19 protein-coding genes are annotated in these 20,163 nt (G+C 38.8%); 12 read left to right on the top strand and 7 right to left on the bottom strand.

Annotated elements, in window-relative coordinates:
• Positions 1–66 precede the first annotated feature (66 nt).
• From CDZ94_RS06650 to spxA, 3 genes are all read left to right on the top strand, one after another.
• The gene (locus CDZ94_RS06650) at positions 67–636 is read left to right on the top strand and encodes a GNAT family N-acetyltransferase (protein WP_096435729.1); all 570 of its coding nucleotides are present in this window, start codon (positions 67–69) and stop codon (positions 634–636) included.
• Positions 637–696: 60 nt separating this feature from the next.
• Positions 697–825: a hypothetical protein gene (locus CDZ94_RS21815; RefSeq protein ID WP_280951832.1), complete on the top strand. Its 129-nt coding sequence runs from the start codon at positions 697–699 to the stop codon at positions 823–825.
• A 600-nt stretch (positions 826–1,425) separates the two neighbouring features.
• Complete coding sequence (gene spxA / locus CDZ94_RS06645) at positions 1,426–1,827, top strand: transcriptional regulator SpxA (protein WP_096435728.1); 402 nt, start codon at positions 1,426–1,428, stop codon at positions 1,825–1,827.
• Between the two features lie 532 nt (positions 1,828–2,359).
• Here spxA and CDZ94_RS06640 read toward each other — a convergent pair.
• Entirely contained in the window at positions 2,360–3,034 is a 675-nt protein-coding gene (locus CDZ94_RS06640; RefSeq protein ID WP_096435727.1) for a TerC family protein, read from the bottom strand.
• Positions 3,035–3,366: 332 nt separating this feature from the next.
• Between CDZ94_RS06640 and mecA the strand changes: the two genes are divergently transcribed.
• The 5 genes from mecA to pepF all read left to right on the top strand — a co-directional run bounded on the left by mecA (position 3,367) and on the right by pepF (position 11,746).
• Entirely contained in the window at positions 3,367–4,017 is a 651-nt protein-coding gene (mecA, locus tag CDZ94_RS06635) for an adaptor protein MecA (protein ID WP_096435726.1), read from the top strand.
• 866 nt (positions 4,018–4,883) lie between these two features.
• A complete protein-coding gene (gene cls, locus CDZ94_RS06630; RefSeq protein ID WP_096435725.1) occupies positions 4,884–6,395 on the top strand; it encodes a cardiolipin synthase in 1,512 nt (503 codons plus the stop codon).
• A 299-nt stretch (positions 6,396–6,694) separates the two neighbouring features.
• Positions 6,695–8,152, top strand: coding sequence for a UDP-N-acetylmuramoyl-L-alanyl-D-glutamate--2,6-diaminopimelate ligase (locus CDZ94_RS06625; RefSeq protein WP_096435724.1), 1,458 nt, complete (start codon positions 6,695–6,697; stop codon positions 8,150–8,152).
• A gap of 127 nt (positions 8,153–8,279) precedes the next feature.
• Entirely contained in the window at positions 8,280–9,515 is a 1,236-nt protein-coding gene (locus tag CDZ94_RS06620) for a competence protein CoiA (protein WP_096435723.1), read from the top strand.
• A 413-nt stretch (positions 9,516–9,928) separates the two neighbouring features.
• A complete protein-coding gene (gene pepF / locus CDZ94_RS06615) occupies positions 9,929–11,746 on the top strand; it encodes an oligoendopeptidase F (RefSeq protein ID WP_096435722.1) in 1,818 nt (605 codons plus the stop codon).
• Between the two features lie 229 nt (positions 11,747–11,975).
• Here the strand turns inward: pepF and CDZ94_RS21205 are convergent, their stop codons facing one another.
• From CDZ94_RS21205 to CDZ94_RS06595, 5 genes are all read right to left on the bottom strand, one after another.
• The gene (locus CDZ94_RS21205; protein ID WP_157811943.1) at positions 11,976–12,170 is read right to left on the bottom strand and encodes a hypothetical protein; all 195 of its coding nucleotides are present in this window, start codon (positions 12,168–12,170) and stop codon (positions 11,976–11,978) included.
• A 525-nt stretch (positions 12,171–12,695) separates the two neighbouring features.
• The gene (locus CDZ94_RS06610; protein WP_096435721.1) at positions 12,696–13,619 is read right to left on the bottom strand and encodes a ClpXP adapter SpxH family protein; all 924 of its coding nucleotides are present in this window, start codon (positions 13,617–13,619) and stop codon (positions 12,696–12,698) included.
• A gap of 28 nt (positions 13,620–13,647) precedes the next feature.
• Entirely contained in the window at positions 13,648–14,028 is a 381-nt protein-coding gene (locus tag CDZ94_RS06605; RefSeq protein ID WP_096435720.1) for a globin domain-containing protein, read from the bottom strand.
• Between the two features lie 408 nt (positions 14,029–14,436).
• Positions 14,437–15,063: a lytic transglycosylase domain-containing protein gene (locus tag CDZ94_RS06600; protein WP_232735725.1), complete on the bottom strand. Its 627-nt coding sequence runs from the start codon at positions 15,061–15,063 to the stop codon at positions 14,437–14,439.
• Positions 15,056–15,682 carry a CYTH domain-containing protein gene (locus tag CDZ94_RS06595; protein ID WP_096435719.1) on the bottom strand — a complete coding sequence of 209 codons (627 nt, stop codon included), beginning with the start codon at positions 15,680–15,682 and terminating at the stop codon, positions 15,056–15,058. The genes CDZ94_RS06600 and CDZ94_RS06595 overlap by 8 nt, the downstream gene beginning before the upstream one ends.
• A gap of 353 nt (positions 15,683–16,035) precedes the next feature.
• On the opposite strand from CDZ94_RS06595, the gene CDZ94_RS06590 reads away from it, so the two are divergent.
• The 4 genes from CDZ94_RS06590 to CDZ94_RS06575 all read left to right on the top strand — a co-directional run bounded on the left by CDZ94_RS06590 (position 16,036) and on the right by CDZ94_RS06575 (position 18,915).
• A complete protein-coding gene (locus CDZ94_RS06590) occupies positions 16,036–16,434 on the top strand; it encodes a UPF0738 family protein (protein ID WP_096435718.1) in 399 nt (132 codons plus the stop codon).
• A gap of 92 nt (positions 16,435–16,526) precedes the next feature.
• The gene (gene yjbM, locus CDZ94_RS06585) at positions 16,527–17,189 is read left to right on the top strand and encodes a GTP diphosphokinase (protein WP_096435717.1); all 663 of its coding nucleotides are present in this window, start codon (positions 16,527–16,529) and stop codon (positions 17,187–17,189) included.
• Positions 17,190–17,191: 2 nt separating this feature from the next.
• On the top strand, positions 17,192–17,986 hold the full coding sequence (locus tag CDZ94_RS06580; protein ID WP_096435716.1) for an NAD kinase: 795 nt from the start codon (positions 17,192–17,194) through the stop codon (positions 17,984–17,986).
• A 14-nt stretch (positions 17,987–18,000) separates the two neighbouring features.
• Positions 18,001–18,915, top strand: a complete 915-nt coding sequence (locus tag CDZ94_RS06575; RefSeq protein ID WP_096435715.1) for an RluA family pseudouridine synthase — start codon at positions 18,001–18,003, stop codon at positions 18,913–18,915.
• A 276-nt stretch (positions 18,916–19,191) separates the two neighbouring features.
• Here the strand turns inward: CDZ94_RS06575 and prpE are convergent, their stop codons facing one another.
• Positions 19,192–19,932: a bis(5'-nucleosyl)-tetraphosphatase PrpE gene (gene prpE, locus CDZ94_RS06570; protein WP_096435714.1), complete on the bottom strand. Its 741-nt coding sequence runs from the start codon at positions 19,930–19,932 to the stop codon at positions 19,192–19,194.
• Positions 19,933–20,163 lie beyond the last annotated feature (231 nt).

The following is a 20,163-nucleotide window of genomic DNA, read 5'->3' as shown; positions in this document are numbered from 1 at the left end:
CATATAATAGTAAGTAGAAAACCCCTGCATACGGAAATTGAACGGAAAAAATTGGAGGTAGCGAATATGAATTGGTATGAAAAACTAAATCAGTACTTTCCTGTAGAAGAGATGAAATCAAAAGAGCACATGGATCTTCTTTTAAAAGAAAAAGAAAACGTATACAAAAAGGATGAAGGGAAATACCATGTCTTGATGTATGCAGAAACCAATGATTTCATCTTCATTGACTACTTATTCGTTTCAAAAGATGCCCGGGGTAAGGGGATTGGTAAAAAGTTGATTAGCGACTTAAAAGAAAAGCAAAAGCCAATTATATTAGAAGTGGAACCGGTTGACTACGAAGATACTGATACAGAGAAGAGACAGCGCTTTTATAAGCGTGAAGGCTTTGAACACGCGAAGTCAATCGGATACCGCAGACGTTCATTAGATACTGGAAAAATTAATGAGATGGAAATTTTATATTGGTCTCCTTCGAACGAATCAGAAGAAAGTATCTATAATAAAATGAGACATACGTATGAAACGATTCACACGTATAAAGATGAGCAAATTTATGGTGAATCTTATGATGAAACAGATAAAGTCTTCACATTTGAAGAAGAAGATGATAAAGCTCAACCTTCTTTATAACTATTCTTATTGAACTCAACGCACAAAGACTCAATAGAAGGCATGAAAGGAGTGTGTGGAATGAAAGGAAGAGATAAAAAGCGTAAAAAGAAAAAGTTAGTATGGCAGGATCTGCTAAAGAAAAAATGGGATGAAGTCAACCGTATTCCGAGACGAGGTCCTGCATCACAATCAAAAACAATTGCATAAAATACTAAAAAACTGTCTTGCAGACGCAGGACAGTTTTTCTATATGGTATGATATTAAAATAAGGAAAGATCTTATTGATAATTAATAGCTTTAAATGATAATTGTTTTTTCACTATCGACATTTATTCTTTTTGGTACGTGTTCAAAAGGAGCATAAAAAGAGCTGAGTAGGTCGAGGCGGCGTAATCTTCGAGCACCGGAGCGTGTGATGTTGATACGTGAGGAGCGGAGAAGCGAGCCAACGAGCTTCCCCATGAGGTGACTCCTGTGTTTGCCACAGGACGTGGTGGTATGTAGCAGGAGTTCAAGCTATTTTAGCGGACTTTTTGAACAGCCTCTTTTATTATAGAGATCGTGAACAATGGTTAAAATTATCTTCCTTGTATTATGTTTAAGGTGGTTAAATAACGGGTAAAGGACTCAATAAATCTGTATTTTGTTTACTATATAATAAGTATTAATGCAGTTCAATTTTGATGAATACACTCTAGCCAAATTAAAATAATTATTGTATAATAAGGGTTGTAACATTGAATGTAAGTACAGATTATCATCTGTTGTTATAAATTGTGAAGTAATGGAAGGGAGAGTCGGTTAACATGGTAACGCTGTTCACTTCACCAAGTTGTACATCTTGCCGCAAAGCTAAAGCGTGGTTGCAAGAACATGATATTGAATTTGTGGAACGTAATATCTTTTCCGAACCCTTAACTGTGGATGAAGTCAAAGAGGTCGTTCGTATGACCGAGGATGGAACGGATGAAATTATTTCTACACGCTCTAAAGTTTTTCAAGAATTAGAAGTTGATCTTGATGATATGCCTTTACAAGAACTATTCCAATTGATCAGTGATCACCCGGGTCTTTTAAGAAGGCCAATAATAATGGATGAAAAACGAATTCAAGTTGGTTACAATGAAGCAGAAATTCGTCGCTTCTTACCTAGAAAAGTACGAACGTTCCAACTCCAAGAAGCAGCAAAGAAACTCGTAAATGAATAAAACTTACGCCTTCTGTCAAAAGCAGAAGGTTTTTTCATAGAATGAATTCCATATTTCTGAGCCCATGGCTCAAGGGTTCTTTAAGACATGAAAAAAGGAGCACCTCCCCAAATGTCGAATTTAGTAAGTGACTAACCAAACGGAAATGAAATGGGGGAAACCCCTCAGATCTATTGTACGACAAGAGAGTCTTTTAGCCCCTACGTAGTTGGCCGTAATCTGCGTCCTGCGGAAAAACGGGCTAGCCGAGACCCCCGAGGAGGCTTGGCGGTTCGTCCGCGGAAAGTGAGCAGATGCAGGCCTACGGAGCTGCATAAAGTCACTCTTATTTTAACCCCAAGCAAGCTGGAGACCGTAGCCAAGCTGAATTGTGTGTAAAAGGTCTCTTAATAAAAAAGATCTTCTGCGTAAAAGGTAAGAATTTAAAATCGGACAGCTGCCTTCACGCTAGCTTTTCTCAAGAGAAGAAGATCCTTGAGGCCTAAAAACATGCGGCGGAAGCAAACGCTCAAATGATGGATAAGGTTTTTCTTTACCATTTGTAAATGACGACATCTTGAATTTTATTTTGCATCCATCCCCCTAATATAACGATTAGAATGATAACAGCAGAAAATAGTAGTGTAGGGATGTTATTTTCAGTTAGAAAATAATAAACAATCGGTTCGTGGGATAGCATGTTGGAAGCCGTAAATGCTAAAACTGCTCCACCAAAATAAAGGATGATCGGAAACTTTTTCATAAGAAACAGAATGATCTTACTACCCCATATTAATATCGGAACAGAAATGAATAAGCCGATGAATACGAGTACCGTGTTTCCATGCGCCGCACCTGCAACAGCAAGGACATTGTCAAAACCCATGACTACATCAGCGATAACAATGGTTTTTATCGCAGTAAATACGCTAACCGATCCGGCAACATCTCTATTACCTTCATCTGAGGTTAATAATTTGTAAGCGATCCAGAGTAATAAAATTCCACCAACTCCCATTAAATATGGTATAGATAATAAATGAATTGCTATGATGGTTAGAAACCCTCTGGAAACAATAGCGAAAATAATACCAATAACAATAGCTTTATTTCTTAAAGAAGGAGGGAGTTTACGACAAGCCATTGCGACGACGATAGCGTTATCTCCACCCAAAATGAGGTCAATTCCAATAATCGTCAAAAGAGCAACAAAAAAATCAGAATCCAATGGTTGATTCCTCCTTACATTAACGATAAAATCATTTCAAAACAGTTTTTATATTATTTCTATCATTGTAGGTTAAAGCTGGTCCATTCTTTTTCATTTCATAATAATGTATACAAGTTTTCGTTAATTAAGAACTTATATTCTTTCATTTATTTGAGAAAAACAAGATAAAGAAGTGATCAGGACTATTTCTTTTCCGAGTCACATCTTTTAAAATAAAGGTAAGCCCTCATTCGGATTGAACCTTTATCTTATCGGGTAAAAGAACGACAAAAAGTAAAAAAGAGAGATTAATTGAAGTGCACCAATTTCTAATGGAAGGGTGAACGATTATGGATATTGAACGCGTAAATGATACGACTCTAAAGTTTTTTATCACATATAAAGATATAGAACGACGAGGTTTTGATAAAGATGAGATTTGGTACAGTCGCGAACGTGGAGAAGAGTTATTCTTTGAAATGATGAACGAAGCCAATGATCAAGAAAATTTTGAATTGGATGGTCCACTATGGGTGCAGGTCCATGCTTTAGACAGAGGACTTGAAGTCATTGTGACACGTGGTCAAGTAAATGATGGGAATGTGAAGTTAGAAATTCCTGTCGGAGATAACGATGAAAATCAAGTCGTGGATGATAACATTGCGGACATGTTGGATAACCGATTTAGAAAAGAAGATGTAGATGGAGAAAAGGATCTAACCTTGAGCATCGTCATTGGGTTTAGAGATTTTGAGGATATCATTTCTTTAAGTAAATGCTTTGACGAAGACGTTGAAACGAGTCTCCATCATTTTGAAGATCGTTATTATATCTACGTGACGCTTGATGAGAAGTTTACCGACGAGGAGCAAGATAACCATCTGAGTCGTATGCTTGAATTTGGTTATGAGTCCGACACGACCATTTACAGAATTAAAGAGTACGGAAAAGAAATTATTGCCGAAGAGGCTCTAAAAGTTATAAGCGGGAAATTTAATTAAAAGGAAGTCGACTCTGCTCGGCTTCTTTTTTTTTACTATAAGATAAAATGATTATCCCCTTTGCTCAGAATTATGAAGGCATCAGACATGTTTAATATTTCACTTTTAATTATGGCTCTTTTCGTATGTATTGTTGCTTTTAATCTTCGCAGCTGAAATAAACTGGACATCACCTACCGCTTCGGAAATACACTACGCTTTCCGCGGAAAGCGACTGTCCGGAGCGGAAATTAATCTACTTCTATTATGTTGCAGTTTATATATTTTGTGTCAAGAACAACAATCTTTTAGAAAACAGCCTTACTTATAAAGGCCCGAAGACACCACGACACTTCTGCGGAAGTATAATATGCTTCTCATATGAATGATTTCTGAGCTAATGACATACTCATATAAGATAATTAATAAGAGGACAGCTACCTTCACGCCGCTCGTATCAAGGGAAAAGCATCCTTGATACTTTAAAATATACGGCGGAAACTCCAGCGTTACCCGCGGCAGTGAAGACACAGTGAATCCTAACGAAGTGAAGGAAGAACGGATGTCGCACTTGTGCCCAGGGGTGAAAGCGTCCGCCTGTAGCGGATTCGAACGATATGTGGTTTTTCGAAAGGGTATTTTAACTTCTTTAAAGGAATAAGTATAAGTACAACTAAGGCTTGGAGTTAAGCCAAGTTTTCTATAGAGAAATTGTAATTGCACAGCTATGTTATGAATAGGCTGCAAGGTCATGTCCCCCTACGGAAGAAGCGAAGTTTTCTGAAATGTATATGGTATAAAATGTATCTTTTCGTTACAATGGAATAGCATGACCTATGTAAAATGATCTCCTTAAGTAGACATATAGAGAGAAGAGGGAGAAGAGCATGTTAAAACGGTTACAGATTATCGTATTTCTAGCTATTCTTATCGTAGGTTTATTTGTTACACGTGAATATTGGGAAGGCTGGCTCGTCGGGTGGGCTTCTATCTTTTTTTCACTTTCAGCGTTTTTTATCGCAGTTGTGATATTTTTGGAAAACCGTAATCCAACGAAAACACTTACATGGCTCATTGTCCTTGGTGTTTTTCCTTTGTTCGGCTTTCTTTTTTATCTAATGTTTGGGCAAAATCACCGTAAACGAAAATCGTTTACAAAAAAAGCGATTATGGATGAACAGGCGTTTTATAAAATTGAGGGTAACCGTCCTTTGGATGAAGGGCAGCTTGGATTAATGAGGGAAAATCAACAAAAGCTGTTTCGCCTTGCACACCAATTAGCTAATAATCCGATTTCATTTCATACGGATACGAGGGTTTTAACCGATGGAAAAGAAACGTTTACTCATATTAAACGAGCATTGAATGCAGCCACTAACCATATCCACTTGGAATATTACATCGTCCGTGATGATGAAATTGGCAAGGAAATCAAGGACATTCTTATTAACAAAGCGAAGCAAGGCGTGGAAGTTCGTTTTTTGTATGATGCGGTTGGATGCTGGAAGTTATCCAAAGGCTATATTCATGAACTTCGGGATGCCGGGGTGCAAATGGTCGCTTTCTCTCCTGTAAAACTTCCATTTTTCACTAATAAAATTAACTACCGGAACCACCGGAAAATTATCGTTGTCGACACGAAGGATGCGTTTATCGGAGGGTTGAATATCGGTGATGAGTACTTAGGCAAGAACCGCTATTTCGGTCACTGGCGAGATACTCACTTACTTGTTAGAGGTGAAGCAGTACGTAGTCTTCAGCTAATCTTTTTACGAGACTGGTATTACGCGACAGGAGAAGCTGCTTTAAAGCCTGGTTACTTATCTCCGTCTCTGCCTGAGAATTCATCAGAAGGCGGCGTTCAAATGATTGCTAGCGGTCCAGACAGTCGATGGGAAGTGATTAAAAAGCTATTTTTTACGATGATTACTTCTGCCAAACGCTCAGTGTGGATTTCAAGTCCTTACTTTATTCCGGATGAAGATATGCTATCTGCTATTAAAATTGCTGCATTAGGCGGGATCGATGTGAGAATTCTCGTCCCGAGCAGGCCAGACAAGCGAATTGTCTTCCATGCTTCACGGTCTTACTTTCCGGAGCTTCTAGAAGCAGGGGTGAAAATTTACGAATATCACCGAGGCTTTATGCATAGTAAGCTGATTATTGTTGATAATGAAATTGCTTCAATTGGCACAGCAAATATGGATATGAGAAGCTTCCATTTGAACTTCGAAGCAAATGCCTTTCTATATCGAACAAGAAGTGTAGAGTCTCTTGTTAGTGATTTCGTTTACGACATGGAGCATTCTACCATCATCCGCCAAGAAACCTTTCTGAAACGATCGTTCTTCTACCGCGTAGTAGAATCAACCTCCAGGCTGTTATCACCGTTACTATAGGGCAGCCCCATAAGATCACAATCGACCCTGGTGCTGATTCGGAATCAAAGAGTAAGTGAAGCTAATACAAATCTTATGATATCAGGCAAAGCTGTTCTTATAGAACGGCTTTTTCTTTTTTAAAGAATTTATAAGCGGGCAGCTACCTTCAAGAAGCGCTAGTATTTTCCTCTTTAGGAACCCTTTTGAAATGTTATAAATGATGGATTAAGGACATTTGATTGGAGAACTTAGTAATGAACCAATCTACATAATTTACAACTATTAAAAGTATTGAATCTATAAGGAGTAGACGATCAATGAAATTGGGGCATCTAGTACGTAATTTAACCTTTGAACCGCACTCCTCTAAAGAAATAGCTGACTTGGAAATTATAGGAATAGCCGACAACTCTCTAGACGTAAAAGAGGGGTTTCTTTTTTTAGCCATAAAAGGTTATAAAGTAGATGGCCATCATTATATAGAAGAAGCTATTAAACAAGGAGCAGTTATTATTGTTGGGGAAGAGGATATAGTTGACTTATCAGTACCCTATATAAAAGTCAAAAACAGTAGAAAGGCTTTAGGAATTATTGCAAAAAACTTTAACGGAAATCCTACTAAACAAAAAACGATGATTGGGATTACTGGTACGAACGGGAAGACAACGACAAGCTACCTCCTAAGACATATTTTAGAAGATAACGGTATTTCTTGTGCTCTTATAGGAACGATCCATAATATAATTAATGGTGACGTTATAAAAAGTAAAAATACTACGCCAAGCTCTTTAACTTTATATGAAATGCTGGCCAAAAGTAATGACACGGTAGTAATCATTGAAGCATCTTCCCATGGCTTATCTCAAAACCGGTTGGAGGGAGTAGCATTTGACTATTGTCTATTCACGAATTTGACCCAAGACCATCTTGACTATCATGGGACAATGGAAAATTATTTTACAACAAAACAACTTCTTTTTACAAAGTTAAAGAAACAGGGTCTGGCTATCATAAACAAAGATGATTTCTGGGGAGAAAAGTTGAACAGAATTTTACAAAAGCAAGGAATCAATACCTTTTCTGTTGGGCAGGAACACCATTGTGACTTACGGATGATTGAAGCAAGTACATTTGAACAGCCATGGGTTAAAGTTAGTGAAGCCACTGAGACTTTTATCATTAATTCTTCAATGGCAGGGATGCACAATTTGTATAACACAGTAATGGCATATGTTTTAGTCAAACAACTTTTAAATAATCAAGAACGAGTATTACAATCCATTCAATGCTTTTCGGGAGTTCCCGGGCGATTTGAATTGTTCGAACCCAAACACGGCTCAACGGTTATCGTTGATTATGCACATACAGCTGATGGTATTTTAAATTGTTTGAAGACTGCAAAAGCCTCTCGTGCTAAAAAAATCACTCATGTTTTTGGATTTAGAGGGGATAGGGACATTCTTAAGAGAAGAGAAATGATGGAAATTTCAATGGAATTAAGTGATGAATTCATACTAACGATCGATGACTTAAACTCTGTCCCCCTGCAAAACATGATGGAGGCACTCGACGCAATGAATGAAGATTTTGGAAACGGAAAAGGCTCAATAACCCCAGACCGAACTTTGGCAATCAAACAAGCTATAGACCAAAGTGAACCTGGTGACTGGATTGTTATAACGGGAAAAGGGCATGAGGATTATCAACAGGAATTTGCATTACCAACGCTATCCGACATGGAAACAGTAAAATATATCAATATGGAACATTCGTAAAGAGCTTGTGGCTTTTGAATTGGTTATTCCCGTTAATTAGGTGAAAAAAACAAAATTTTTCAAAAAAATACTTGAACATACGTTCGCATTTGTGTATGATTGGGTAAGAAAGGAGGCTAGCATTAGCATGCTTTCTGCTACTCGATCAGATGGAACCTTCCTCACTTTATGTGATGGATGGACGAAAAAGCAATTGGAAGACATGAGGAGAATAGATTCCTTTTTATGTCCGGATTGCAGAAATCCAGTTAAAATGAAACTTGGATCACAGAAAGTTTGGCACTTTGCACATGAAAAAGCCCGTTCATGCCAGGGATCTATAAAAAATGAAACGATTGATCATCTTCAAGGGAAATATTTTTTATTTGAATGGCTTTCAGATCAAAACATAAACGTAAAAGTAGAGCAGTTTTTACCTAGTCTCTCCCAACGCCCCGATCTCATGTTTGATTATCAAAACACTAAGTGGATCTTCGAGCTACAACACTCTTCTATTCCATATCATCAATTTACAAAACGCCAGCAAGGCTATGAGAATGCCGGCTACCAGGCAAGGTGGATTGGTTTAACGAAAGAGGACCATTTTCCGCTAGGTAATAAGATAGACTTTCATACTGTGGATGGATACTTCTTACACTTACCTGCAGAAGAACGTGCCTTTTCCTTAACCTCTTATTATCTCAACCCTTATAACACTACATTTTACCGCTATCACCCAATTCTTTACCTCTCACCGAAAACGTGTTTTATTAACATCACTCCTTTAAATCAACACTCTAGTATCTCTAAAGTATTTCAAGAACAAAAGAATAACCTTGAGACTTTAACGCGCTTTATAGATCGATATTTTTTGATATGGAAAAAACGTGTAGCAAAAGAAAGAGAGAAACTCTCGTTATACAAAAAGTCTCGAGCTGAATATGCGGTGGCCTCTCTCTTGATGGAAAAAGGGAAAAATACAACCTTTTTTCCGGCATTAGCGGGGGTCCCAATCCCATCTCAATTTTTTCTTATAACGCCTCCCTTTTGGTGGCAAACGTGGATCTTATTGGCGTTTATCAACAAAACCCCTACTGACCATCTCTTTTCCATTCATCAGCTATTTAACGCTTTTTACAAACTTTTTGTTCATAAACAATTTCAATTACGACTGCTTCGCTTTAGAGATCGAGGAATGATCAACCAATTATTAGAAGAATATTTAGAGATTCTGATTTATTTTGGTGTCATTAGGAAGGAGGGACCCATCATGTACCGTATCCTCAAACACGTCACGGTAAATAAGACAATGGGTACGCTAATAAAGGATGATGAATATATTCTTGAACTTGTAAAAAAATATTGGAAGAAGCATTGGCTATGAGATGATGCTCAAAAGTGCGGTCTCACACTCTCTATGATTTGCGCGCGCACACGACTGGAGAAACATAATGCTCATTGTGTCACTAAAATAATTTGGAATGAAAAAGGATTTTTGTTTTTCTTATCGAAAGGTAAAGATGGAGGTAATTTTAGGAAAACAAATTAGCTCTATTCTATTAAAGTTTGTGGTTAAACAGGCGGGGAAAAGTCGAAAAGTTCAAAGAAGTGACAGTTTCAGCAAAAAGTGATGAGGATGATTTCGTCAGTTTTACTGCGAGATATCTCAAAAGATACTTTTTGTTGGCTTCATATAGTAGAGGAAGAGACAAAAAGCTCCGTAGGCATTTATAAGTTTTTTCCCCGGAATTTTTGATTTTTTCTCTTATTAAAGTTATTAAATTTGGAGGTGTCGATATGGCAAAGCAAGCAACGGCTTTACCAAAGCGTGATGAAATTCCTAAAGAGAAGACGTGGGATTTAGAAGATATTTTTGAATCAGACGAAAAATGGGAAGAGCAATTCAAAGAAATTAAAAGCATGTTACCTAAATTAAAAGAATATAAAGGACATTTAGGTGACTCAGCTGAACAGCTTTTTTCTGCACTACAGTATCAAGATGAAATTTCTCAGAAGCTTGGTCGATTATATACATATGCTCATATGCGATATGATCAAGATACAACAAATTCATTTTACCAAGGCCTAAATGACCGTGCCTCTCAACTCGTTTCTCACGTCAGTAGTGAGTCATCCTTTCTCACTCCTGAAATCTTATCTATTTCAGAACAAACACTGGAATCCTTTATTCAAGAGCATAAAGATCTCGGACTTTATAGTCATATGCTTAAACAATTAAATGAAAAGAGACCACATGTCCTTAATGAAAGTGAAGAAGCGTTACTTGCTCAAGTAAGTGAAGTAACTAGCTCACCTTCGAATACATTTGGCATGCTTAATAATGCAGATATGAAGTTCCCTTCCGTGAAAGATGAAAAGGGGAAGGAAGTAGAAATTACACATGGTCGTTATTTGCGCTTCTTGGAGAGTGAAGACCGTTCTGTAAGGGAAGCTGCTTTCAAGGCTGTATACGAAACATATGGTAAATTTAAAAATACGTTTGCCAGTACATTGAGCGGGAACGTTAAAAAGAATTTGTTTAATGCAAAAGTGCGAAAATACGATTCTGCACGACAGGCAGCTTTGAGTAAAAATCATATCCCTGAAGTTGTTTACGATCAACTCGTTGATACAGTGAATGATAACTTGCATCTTTTGCATCGATATGTAGATCTTAGAAAGCGTGCACTCGGTGTAAATGAGCTTCACATGTATGACTTGTACACCCCACTTGTAAAAGAAGTAAAAATGGAAGTCTCCTATGAAGAAGCTAAAGAGCTTGTGAAAAAAGGTGTAGAACCTCTTGGTGATGAATATGTAGAAATCATTCAGGAAGGTTTTGATAAGCGGTGGGTTGATGTAGAAGAGAATGCCGGAAAGAGAAGCGGCGCGTATTCTTCTGGTACGTATGGTACAATGCCATATATTTTAATGAACTGGCAGGATAATGTGAATAATTTATTTACACTAACCCACGAGTTTGGACATTCGGTCCACAGTTATTACACGAGAAAGCATCAACCATTCCCATACGCAAACTATTCAATTTTTGTCGCAGAAGTGGCTTCAACGTGTAATGAAGCCCTGTTAAACGATCATTTATTGAGTGTCACAGAAGAGAAGCAAAAACGTTTATATTTATTAAATCATTTCCTCGAAGGCTTCAGAGGAACTGTTTTCAGACAAACAATGTTTGCTGAATTCGAAAAGATTATTCACGAAAAAGCGGCAAATGGTGAATCGCTAACCCCAGATTTACTTACAGAAGTCTATTACGAGTTAAATAAAAAATACTTCGGTGAAAACATCGTGGTGGATGAGGAAATTGGTCTTGAGTGGGCGAGAATTCCTCACTTCTATTACAATTTCTATGTATACCAATACGCGACGGGATATAGTGCAGCCACAACATTGGCAAAACAAATCCTTGAAGAGGAAGATCCTGCAGTAACCCGTTACTTGGAGTTTTTAAAGGCGGGAAGTTCGGACTACGCTATTGAGGTACTTAAGAAAGCAGGCGTAGATATGACCTCTTCACAGCCAATTGAAGAGGCTTTAAAGGTATTTGAAGAAACACTTGATGAACTCGAAGAATTACTTTTTGAAGGTCAATAAATAATAGTGGGAAGGCAGACTCAACCGTTCATCAGGAGTCTGCCTTCGTAATAATTCTCTTTCAAGCGTTAAAAGTATAAAAATCTACGCTTCAATGTCTAGCTCCAGCGTCTACGAGCTCGCGGTCATTTTAGTCCGTCAGAAGAAGCCAGAAAGCAGCTTCAATCTGCCGGTCGAAAATGCATGTCGCTCGTGACCAAGGCGCTTGCGCTTTCGTTCTTAAACAGACTCACCGTAACCCGTTAAACCGCTTAATTCCCTTGAAACGGTGGCGTTGATTAATTAGATTAACTGTAAACAAAATAGAACCTAATAAGGCAGGTATACTTAGCCATTTAGGAAATATATTCATTAAACTTAATACGAGAAAACAGAAGCTGACTAAAATGAGAATAATCCCGATGATAATAAATGTCTTTTGCAATATAAGACACTCCTTGTTCAAAGCGTGCTGCAACCTTTTCATCCATACAACATCTTCAGTTTCGCTGCGAGCTGTCTGCAACGAATTTTGTTGACTTTTTGAACAACCTCTATTAATCAATGATATGAAGAAGGGAAGGTTAGTAGTACAAGTAATTGTAAAAGGGTGTGTCAATCTTGTGAAAATCATCACAACAATATTGAGGTCTATTGTATGGAAGCATATACTTAATGTATGCAAGAAAGTGTTTCACAAGGTAACCCTTGACTTTGTGGTAAATATGAAACCTTAATTAGTTAACACTCATCAATCTGGATTTAAAATAACTTACAACAAGCAGTTCACAAGAAAAGTGGATAACGGCTCTTATGTAAAAGTTTGTCGCTAGTTGCTATAGCGTTAGACAAGCGAATGCTTGCCCTGACACGCATTGCCAGACAGTAAAAAAACTAAAAAAGCAACAAACTTTACGAAAACATCCCAAGAAAAAAAGCCAGGTTTCCCTAACCTAGCTTTCCTAACGCTTCACCCAGTGTATCTCCATAGATTGCCGAATTTTACTGGGACACGCTCTACCTTTTGCTGAATTTGAAGAGTTTTCATTTTCCGATCAACTTCTTCACAGGTCATATTAAAAACAACAGCAATTTCTTTTGATGCAACGAGAGTGTAAAAACTTAAAAAGCGTTCAATTGACATGGGAGGGCACTTTTCGGGTTCGTACCCAAGCATCTCTGTGAGGATATCTACATAGACAGAATAATCATACAAACCTGGGACTTTAAGGCCGGGTTCATCTACGTTGTCATTGAAAAAAACAAGTGTCGGGAGAGTGTGTACATCCATCTCCTTTGTTGTATTCGCATCACCTCGTAAAGCTTTGGCGGCACTTTCTGAATGGAGGTCATGCTGGAATTCACATAAGTCTAATCCCTTAATACTAGTTGCACAATCGATCAATACCTCTTCATTGGCAATGTTTTGTTTGTGTAAGAATAAAGACTCTCTCAATCTGCGCAAATATTTCATTCCAGCAGCCCCACCTTGAAGTTCTGCTGCTTTAATGGCTAAAGATGCTACATAAGGCATTGAAATCGAATGTTCGTACCAAACGTCACCATCACAAGGCATCCCCGTGCGTGTAGCTGTTTCATCAAATGATTGAGCCATCTTTTTAATCTGTTGTTTGTTATTAGGGTGGCAACATGGGTTCATCTTTTTTAATTCATGACCTAAAAATATCCTGATTTTAAAGTAAGAAGAATACTCCATTTGCAGCTTTTTCACAACCGGTTCCAATGCCCAGCACTCAGGACAGAGTGGGTCAATGAACATATATATTTCAATTGGCTTTTTTCCTTGATCTTGTAGATAAAACGAAGCCGGTTCCTCAGGACAACAGATCCCTAAGTCGTCATAACATACGAAGTTTCCTTCTCTAGTTTTCATTTGTCGTCCCTCCTTAAAAAGGAGTGTCTTACTCCATTGTATTTATCATATGTTTAGCTGTTTGAGTTAATCGCTCATAGAAAGCGCTTTTGAAAGGTTCTTCCAATTGAACTTCATCCATCGCTTCAGACATACATTCGAGCCATGCCTCTGCTCGCTTTGGGGTAATTTCAAACGGCATATGACGTGCTCGTAACATAGGATGCCCATGCTCTTCGGAGTATAGTTGCGGCCCGCCTAAAAATTGCGTTAAAAATTGCTTTTGTTTTCTTGCAGTTTCTGTAAAGTCATCTGGAAAAATCGGTGCTAAATCAGGATGCAAAGCAACGTTTGTGTAGAAAACATCCACTAGCTCTACCAATTTTTCTTCACCAATGTACTGATAAGGTGTATTGGCTTGTTCGTTCATTTATAATCCCCTTTATGTGAGTGTCTTTGAGTTATCTCCATAATCGTGTGTGTTTAAAAAGGATATCAGTAATTTATGCTTATTGTAGCAAGCATCCTCCTAATGGGCAACAAAAGTGATTGAAAGCGGTTACATATCTCTTGGTTGTCCCTTTTATATAAAATGTTCTTTTGAGCGTTAGGCTAGCGACCTATGTTTCTGTGTCTAGCTTCAGGCGCCATCGTCTCGTGTCAAATAACCTGCCGGAATAAAAGTAAAAAGCACTTTTTATCGTACAGAACATTTGCATGTCGTCGGGTAAGGGCGCCTTGCGTTTTTCTTGTAAAATAAAAGATCGCTATGCGGTTATTCTTAAAAAGTAAACAAACATAAATAACGCCTCTCCATCGAAAGAGAGGCGTTGTGATCTTAAGCGTATTGTAATGTATTCATTACTTTTGGAACATAAGATTCCGTTTCTTTAAAGGGGGGAATTCCCCCGTATTTATCGACATTCCCAGGTCCGGCATTATACGCTGCCAAGGCGAGCTGAATATTGCCATCATAACGATTTAACATCGACTTGATATAACGTGTTCCCGCTTCGATATTTTCAGCAGGATCGTAAATGTTTTGAACACCGAGGCCTTTTGCTGTTTGTGGCATTAACTGCATTAATCCTCTTGCTCCAGCATGGCTGGTAGCATCTGCTTGGAAGTTAGATTCGTGCTTGATGATCGAATAAACCAGTCGCGAATCCACCCCATGTTTACTCGCCATTTCTTCAATGAGAGGGAGTAGCTTTTTTTCCTTATCATTCAAAGGGAGAGGCTTGCTTTCAACTGGTTCGGCTTCATTTCGTGATACATGTGTAGATGTTGAAGGAGCAGGTTCGTCCTTTGAAGTGTGCAACTGTTGATTGAGAAGCGTTTGGAAGGCATCAACGTCACGTGGTATTTGAGACTTGGATGATGGTTCTTCTGCGTTTCCTAAACGAGCACCTAACGTTCTCATCGCCTGCCATTGGTAATAGTCCTTTGAAATCAAGTTATTCACTGGATTCGTCGCCTCTTTCATCTGTTTCATTTTCGTTAGTAATCATTCGTTTTCGTTCATAAAACCGTCTGATTTTATTTAATGTCTTTTTTTCTCGGATGTTGTATGTCGTGATGATGTTATCGAACGCGGCTTTTCCTCGTTTTTCATCACGACACTCAAACTCTAATTCATAATCGGTTATGTCAAGGTAAGTACTTTTATCGAGGACAAGTAGGCCCGCATTCACCTTTTTTTCCATACGTTCTGTTGTCAAGCTGCCTAAGAAAGTAAAAGACGTGCTTTGTACAGGTAAAAAAGAGCGAAGCTGTGTAAGGACATCCCCTGCTGGAATGATGCCAGTGGCGAGAGTCTCGATCGCTTCTTCTTCTTGTAATTGTTGGTGTGTTTCTAATAAACCAGCTTCATGGGGTTGCTTTAAAGTTAGCACAAAACCTGTCTGCTTTTGCCGGATGCGAAGTGCACTGCCGTTCTCTTTTAAAATAAAATCTTTTGTATCGAAATAGTGGTTTGTTTGGGTGAAGGGTTTAGCTTCCTCTAGAAAAAAAGCGTTGACTAATTGAGTATACTCCTTTTCAGTGAGTAGTTGTTTAAATTCAATTTCAATTTCCTGATGCACATTGTTCACCCTTCCAAATTTGTAAAGTAAAACATGATATTTTATTATTCCATAACGCTATCTTGAATTCAATGAGGCTTTGTTGTACTTTTAGAAAGCATTCCTGTATTTGCACATAAGTAAGGATCGATTTCTTTAGTGAAAAAAGGGAATGATTAACGTGAAGAGGGGAATTATGATAAACTTATGACGAATCGATTTATTCCACTACCAACCTGGTAGTAAGACGTCGACCTTAAAGTTTAGGGGGCAACTGCCAGGAGTAAAAAGCTTGGTCGATTCCACTCACGATCAACGGGGATGAACGAAGGCCCGATGATGGAAGTTTCACTTTATGTTTTGGAGGAATGATGATGAATACTTCATGGACGGTAGAAGAAATAACCAACAATGATGAAAAATTAATGGCAAAAGTAAAAACTGCAGAAACATACGAGAAACTGCAAACTTTTGAGGCAAGTGAGAGAATGCTATCTGATTCAGATGCACAAACCCTTATTTACATAATTGAAGATGCTGACTCTTTTACATATATTCGGTTTCCCATTACGACGTGGGGGACGCTTAAAGAAGGAATGGACGAAGATAAACCTCTTATCTTAATCCTTCATTCTTGGGATGGAAAGAAGCATACGCTTGAACTAGCCGGGTTTTGGACCGAGCTTAGGGGCTTAATTGAAAATATTGAAGGAAATGCCAACTACGGAGATGAAATGGTTGGAGCCGTCGAAAAAACGTTTGTAAACAGTTAGGGGATTTCTTCGGCACAGAAAGACAATTTCCGGACGTTGTGAACAGCTTCTAGAAATTGAAAAAAATCAAACCGACCGTGGTGGTGATTTGATTGAAAGAATGGGAAGTTCTGCTTGCCCCATACAAACAAGCTGTAGATGAATTGAAAATAAAGCTTAGAGGGATTCGAGAACAATACCAGTTTTCGCCGAAACATACTCCTATTGAATTTGTCACTGGCAGAGTGAAGCCTGTATCGAGTATACTGCAAAAGGCGAAACGGAAAAATATCGGTTTAGATGATCTCGAAGAAAAAATGCAAGACCTTGCTGGAGTTCGGATCATGTGCCAGTTTGTCGGAGATATCGATACGGTGGCAGAGCTTATTAAAATGAGAAAAGATTTTCAGATTGTCGAAGAACGGGACTACATAAAGCATAAAAAAGAAAGTGGGTATCGTTCATACCACATGGTGTTAAGGTATCCTGTACAAACCATTGATGGAGAAAAACCGGTACTTGTCGAGCTGCAAATCCGCACGCTCGCTATGAATTTTTGGGCAACAATTGAACATTCTCTCCAATATAAATATGCAGGGAAAATCCCGGGAGATATTGAAGAAAGGCTTCACCGCGCAGCCGAAGCGGCTTTTCGTCTTGATGAAGAAATGTCGCAAATTAGAGGAGAGGTCCGGGATGCGCAGAAAATCATATCATCGAAGAGAGACCCTATACGAAAACCACCGAATTCTTATCTTAATGGAAAGGATACGTGAGGATGAAATTTACTGTATCTTCAAGAGGGGATCGTAAATCTAACGCCATTGCTCAAAAAATAAAAACGTATTTGTATGAATTTGAACTATCCTATGATAAAGAGAACCCTGATATTGTCATATCAGTTGGGGGAGATGGTACTTTACTCGAAGCGTTTCATGAGTATAGTCACCGTCTGGATGATACAGCATTTGTCGGTGTTCATACAGGTCATTTAGGGTTTTACGCAGATTGGCAGCCGGATGAAGTTGAGAAGCTGGTGATCCATATTGCAAAAACGCCTTTTAAAATCGTCGAGTATCCTCTTCTCGAAGTGATTGTCCGACATAATGGAGACAGAAAATCAGAGCGTTTTTTAGCTTTGAATGAATGTTCTGTAAAGAGTATGGAAGGGTCACTCGTTATGGACATCGAGATAAAAGGAGAGCTTTTCGAAACGTTTCGTGGGGATGGACTTTGTTTATCGACGCCATCAGGTAGTACAGCCTATAATAAAGCATTAGGAGGGGCTATTCTGCACCCATCACTTGCGTCGATTCAACTAGCAGAAATGGCGTCGATTAATAATCGCGTGTATCGAACGGTCGGTTCTCCTCTTGTTTTACCGCAGCATCACACTTGCATTTTAAAGCCGAAAAATGACGTTGATTTTCAAGTGACCATTGACCATTTAACGTTATTGCAGCAGGATGTAAAATCTATTCAATGTCGCGTGGCTGAGGAAAAAGTCCGCTTTGCAAGATTCAGACCGTTTCCTTTTTGGAAGCGGGTAAAAGAATCGTTTATAGCTGATTAATGATGAGGAAAATAATGAAAAATCTTAGGAACCTTTCAATAACTTGGGAGATCCCGCCGTCACTTTCAGGAAAAGTGCTGCGGGAATTTCTTCGCGATGAAAAACAGATGTCCAGAAAGACGTTAGCAGAAATCAAGTACAAAGGAGGGGCGTTACTTGTAAATGACAGGGAGGAAACGGTACGGGCACTCGTGAAACCAGGTGACAAAATCACGGTCGTTTTTCCCCCGGAACAAGTTAGCCCTCTGTTAACAGGAAAGACTTATCCGTTCTCGATTGTTGCTGAAGACGATCATATGATGGTGGTTCATAAACCAGCAGGGTTGCCAACTGTTCCTTCCAAGGAGCGACCGGGTTATTCATTAGCTCATGCTGTGATTGGTTATTATGAGTGCGAGGGAGTTCCTTCGACGTTTCACGCTGTCAATAGACTCGATAAAGACACCTCGGGTTTAATGATCGTCGCCAAACACCGCTATGCTCATGATTTATTTGTTAAGGCACAACAAAAGGGTAACCTCGTCCGTGAATACCAGGCACTTGTGTCGGGACAGCTAGAGAAAAAGGAAGGGACGATCGATGCAGCGATTGGTCGTAAAGAATCGAGTATTATTGAACGGATTGTCTCCCCAGGTGGCCAGCCTGCGATTACGCATTATCAGGCGTTAGCGGAAAGTCGAAACGCTAGCCTCGTTCATGTCCAGCTTGAAACGGGAAGGACACACCAAATTCGTGTCCATTTTGCTTCGATTAACCACCCGTTGTTAGGGGATACGCTTTACGGTGGAAACAGTTCTACGATCTCTCGTCATGCTCTTCATTCGTGGAAGCTAACTTTTGAGCATCCGCTTACTGGAAAAATGCATACGTATGTAGAAAAGCTGCCACAGGATATGGAAGCAGCTTGGTTAAGGGAATCCGAAGCGTAAAGCTTTAAGGGTTCCTTTTATTTTAAAATAAGAAATTATAAGTGAACAGTTACCTTCACGCCGCTCATCTCAAGGAAAAAGCATCCTTGAGACTTTAAAACATGCGAGCTGACGCGGTTTTTCTTATGTCGGTGAACGAAGGAATGTGAAGGCTGTTGAAAATAAGGTTTATTTGTCGACTGATCGATATATTTGAAAAGATAATGATAATATACAAGGGTTGATAATATATCTGCTAACGTTGATGGTTAAATTCTAAAGTCGAAAAGGCTCTTCCTACTCACCGATAGGTTTAAATTTTTCTTTTACGAATGGCTGATTTGAAGGGACAGACATGAGTTCCCGTTCCGGCCAGCGGTAGGCCGTTAGTTTGTTACCAAATACGCATCCTGTGTCTATGTTTATCGTATGGTTCATCTCACGTGCCTCTTTAACTGGCGTATGTCCATATACGACATAAGTCGAATGTGAATACTTGTTTGCCCAATCGCGTCTTATAGGGCGTCCATCGGGATGGGATTCACCTGTAATATCACCGTATAAGACAAAGGTTTTTACTTTTTTAGAGGTTTTACCTAAGTAATCAGCTTTGATCCCAGCATGCGCAACGGCGAGATGATCGCCATCTAATTGTAAGTATAATGGAGACTCTTCAATAAGACGTTTAAACCCTTCAGAGACAAACGTATAGGCCTTTGTTGGGAGTTGATTGAGTTCGGCAACTGTGGTTTCAAGGCCGTTATTAATTTTTACGTTTCTTCCTAAAAAGTAGCGATAAAGTTTATCACAGTGGTTTCCTGGACAATAGAGGATTCGTTTTTGTTTCCAGTTTTTGATTGTAAATGTTAATACGTCAACAGATTTTGGTCCGCGGTCTGTAAGGTCGCCTAAAAATACTGCTTGGCGGTCGGTAGGGTGAGAAAGAAGACTGCCTTCGTCCATTTCATATCCGAGTTTTTTTAATAATTCAAGCATTTCATCATAGCATCCGTGAATATCACCAATAATATCAAACATTTCTTTGCCTCCATATTATTCATTGATCTTTCTTGTCCATCGTTAAACATACCTAAAACTTGCGTTGATTGTCTAAAGGTATCATGATAACTCAAAGCATCCTACACTCATGAATAATCGACCGATTGACAAAATAAGAAGAGTTAGCTAAGATTGGTACGATTTTTTTGCGAGTTAAGAAAGTATAAAAATCTAGGTTTCGATGTCTAGCTCCAGGCGCCATCGGCTCGT

Origin of the sequence: Alteribacter populi (assembly GCF_002352765.1) — a bacterium.
GTDB classification, from domain to species: domain Bacteria; phylum Bacillota; class Bacilli; order Bacillales; family Salisediminibacteriaceae; genus Alteribacter; species Alteribacter populi.
This window is presented reverse-complemented; position numbering and strand designations above follow the sequence as displayed.

Coding starts and splice junctions, on each gene's coding strand:
- CDZ94_RS06610 (WP_096435721.1), bottom strand. CDS start 13,619: ATGAAAACTAGAGAAGGAAACTTCGTATGTTATGACGACTTAGGGATC.
- CDZ94_RS06620 (WP_096435723.1), top strand. CDS start 8,280: ATGCTTTCTGCTACTCGATCAGATGGAACCTTCCTCACTTTATGTGAT.
- CDZ94_RS06590 (WP_096435718.1), top strand. CDS start 16,036: ATGAATACTTCATGGACGGTAGAAGAAATAACCAACAATGATGAAAAA.
- CDZ94_RS06650 (WP_096435729.1), top strand. CDS start 67: ATGAATTGGTATGAAAAACTAAATCAGTACTTTCCTGTAGAAGAGATG.
- CDZ94_RS06580 (WP_096435716.1), top strand. CDS start 17,192: ATGAAATTTACTGTATCTTCAAGAGGGGATCGTAAATCTAACGCCATT.
- pepF (WP_096435722.1), top strand. CDS start 9,929: ATGGCAAAGCAAGCAACGGCTTTACCAAAGCGTGATGAAATTCCTAAA.
- CDZ94_RS06605 (WP_096435720.1), bottom strand. CDS start 14,028: ATGAACGAACAAGCCAATACACCTTATCAGTACATTGGTGAAGAAAAA.
- cls (WP_096435725.1), top strand. CDS start 4,884: ATGTTAAAACGGTTACAGATTATCGTATTTCTAGCTATTCTTATCGTA.
- mecA (WP_096435726.1), top strand. CDS start 3,367: ATGGATATTGAACGCGTAAATGATACGACTCTAAAGTTTTTTATCACA.
- prpE (WP_096435714.1), bottom strand. CDS start 19,932: ATGTTTGATATTATTGGTGATATTCACGGATGCTATGATGAAATGCTT.
- CDZ94_RS06575 (WP_096435715.1), top strand. CDS start 18,001: ATGAAAAATCTTAGGAACCTTTCAATAACTTGGGAGATCCCGCCGTCA.
- spxA (WP_096435728.1), top strand. CDS start 1,426: ATGGTAACGCTGTTCACTTCACCAAGTTGTACATCTTGCCGCAAAGCT.
- CDZ94_RS06625 (WP_096435724.1), top strand. CDS start 6,695: ATGAAATTGGGGCATCTAGTACGTAATTTAACCTTTGAACCGCACTCC.
- CDZ94_RS21815 (WP_280951832.1), top strand. CDS start 697: ATGAAAGGAAGAGATAAAAAGCGTAAAAAGAAAAAGTTAGTATGGCAG.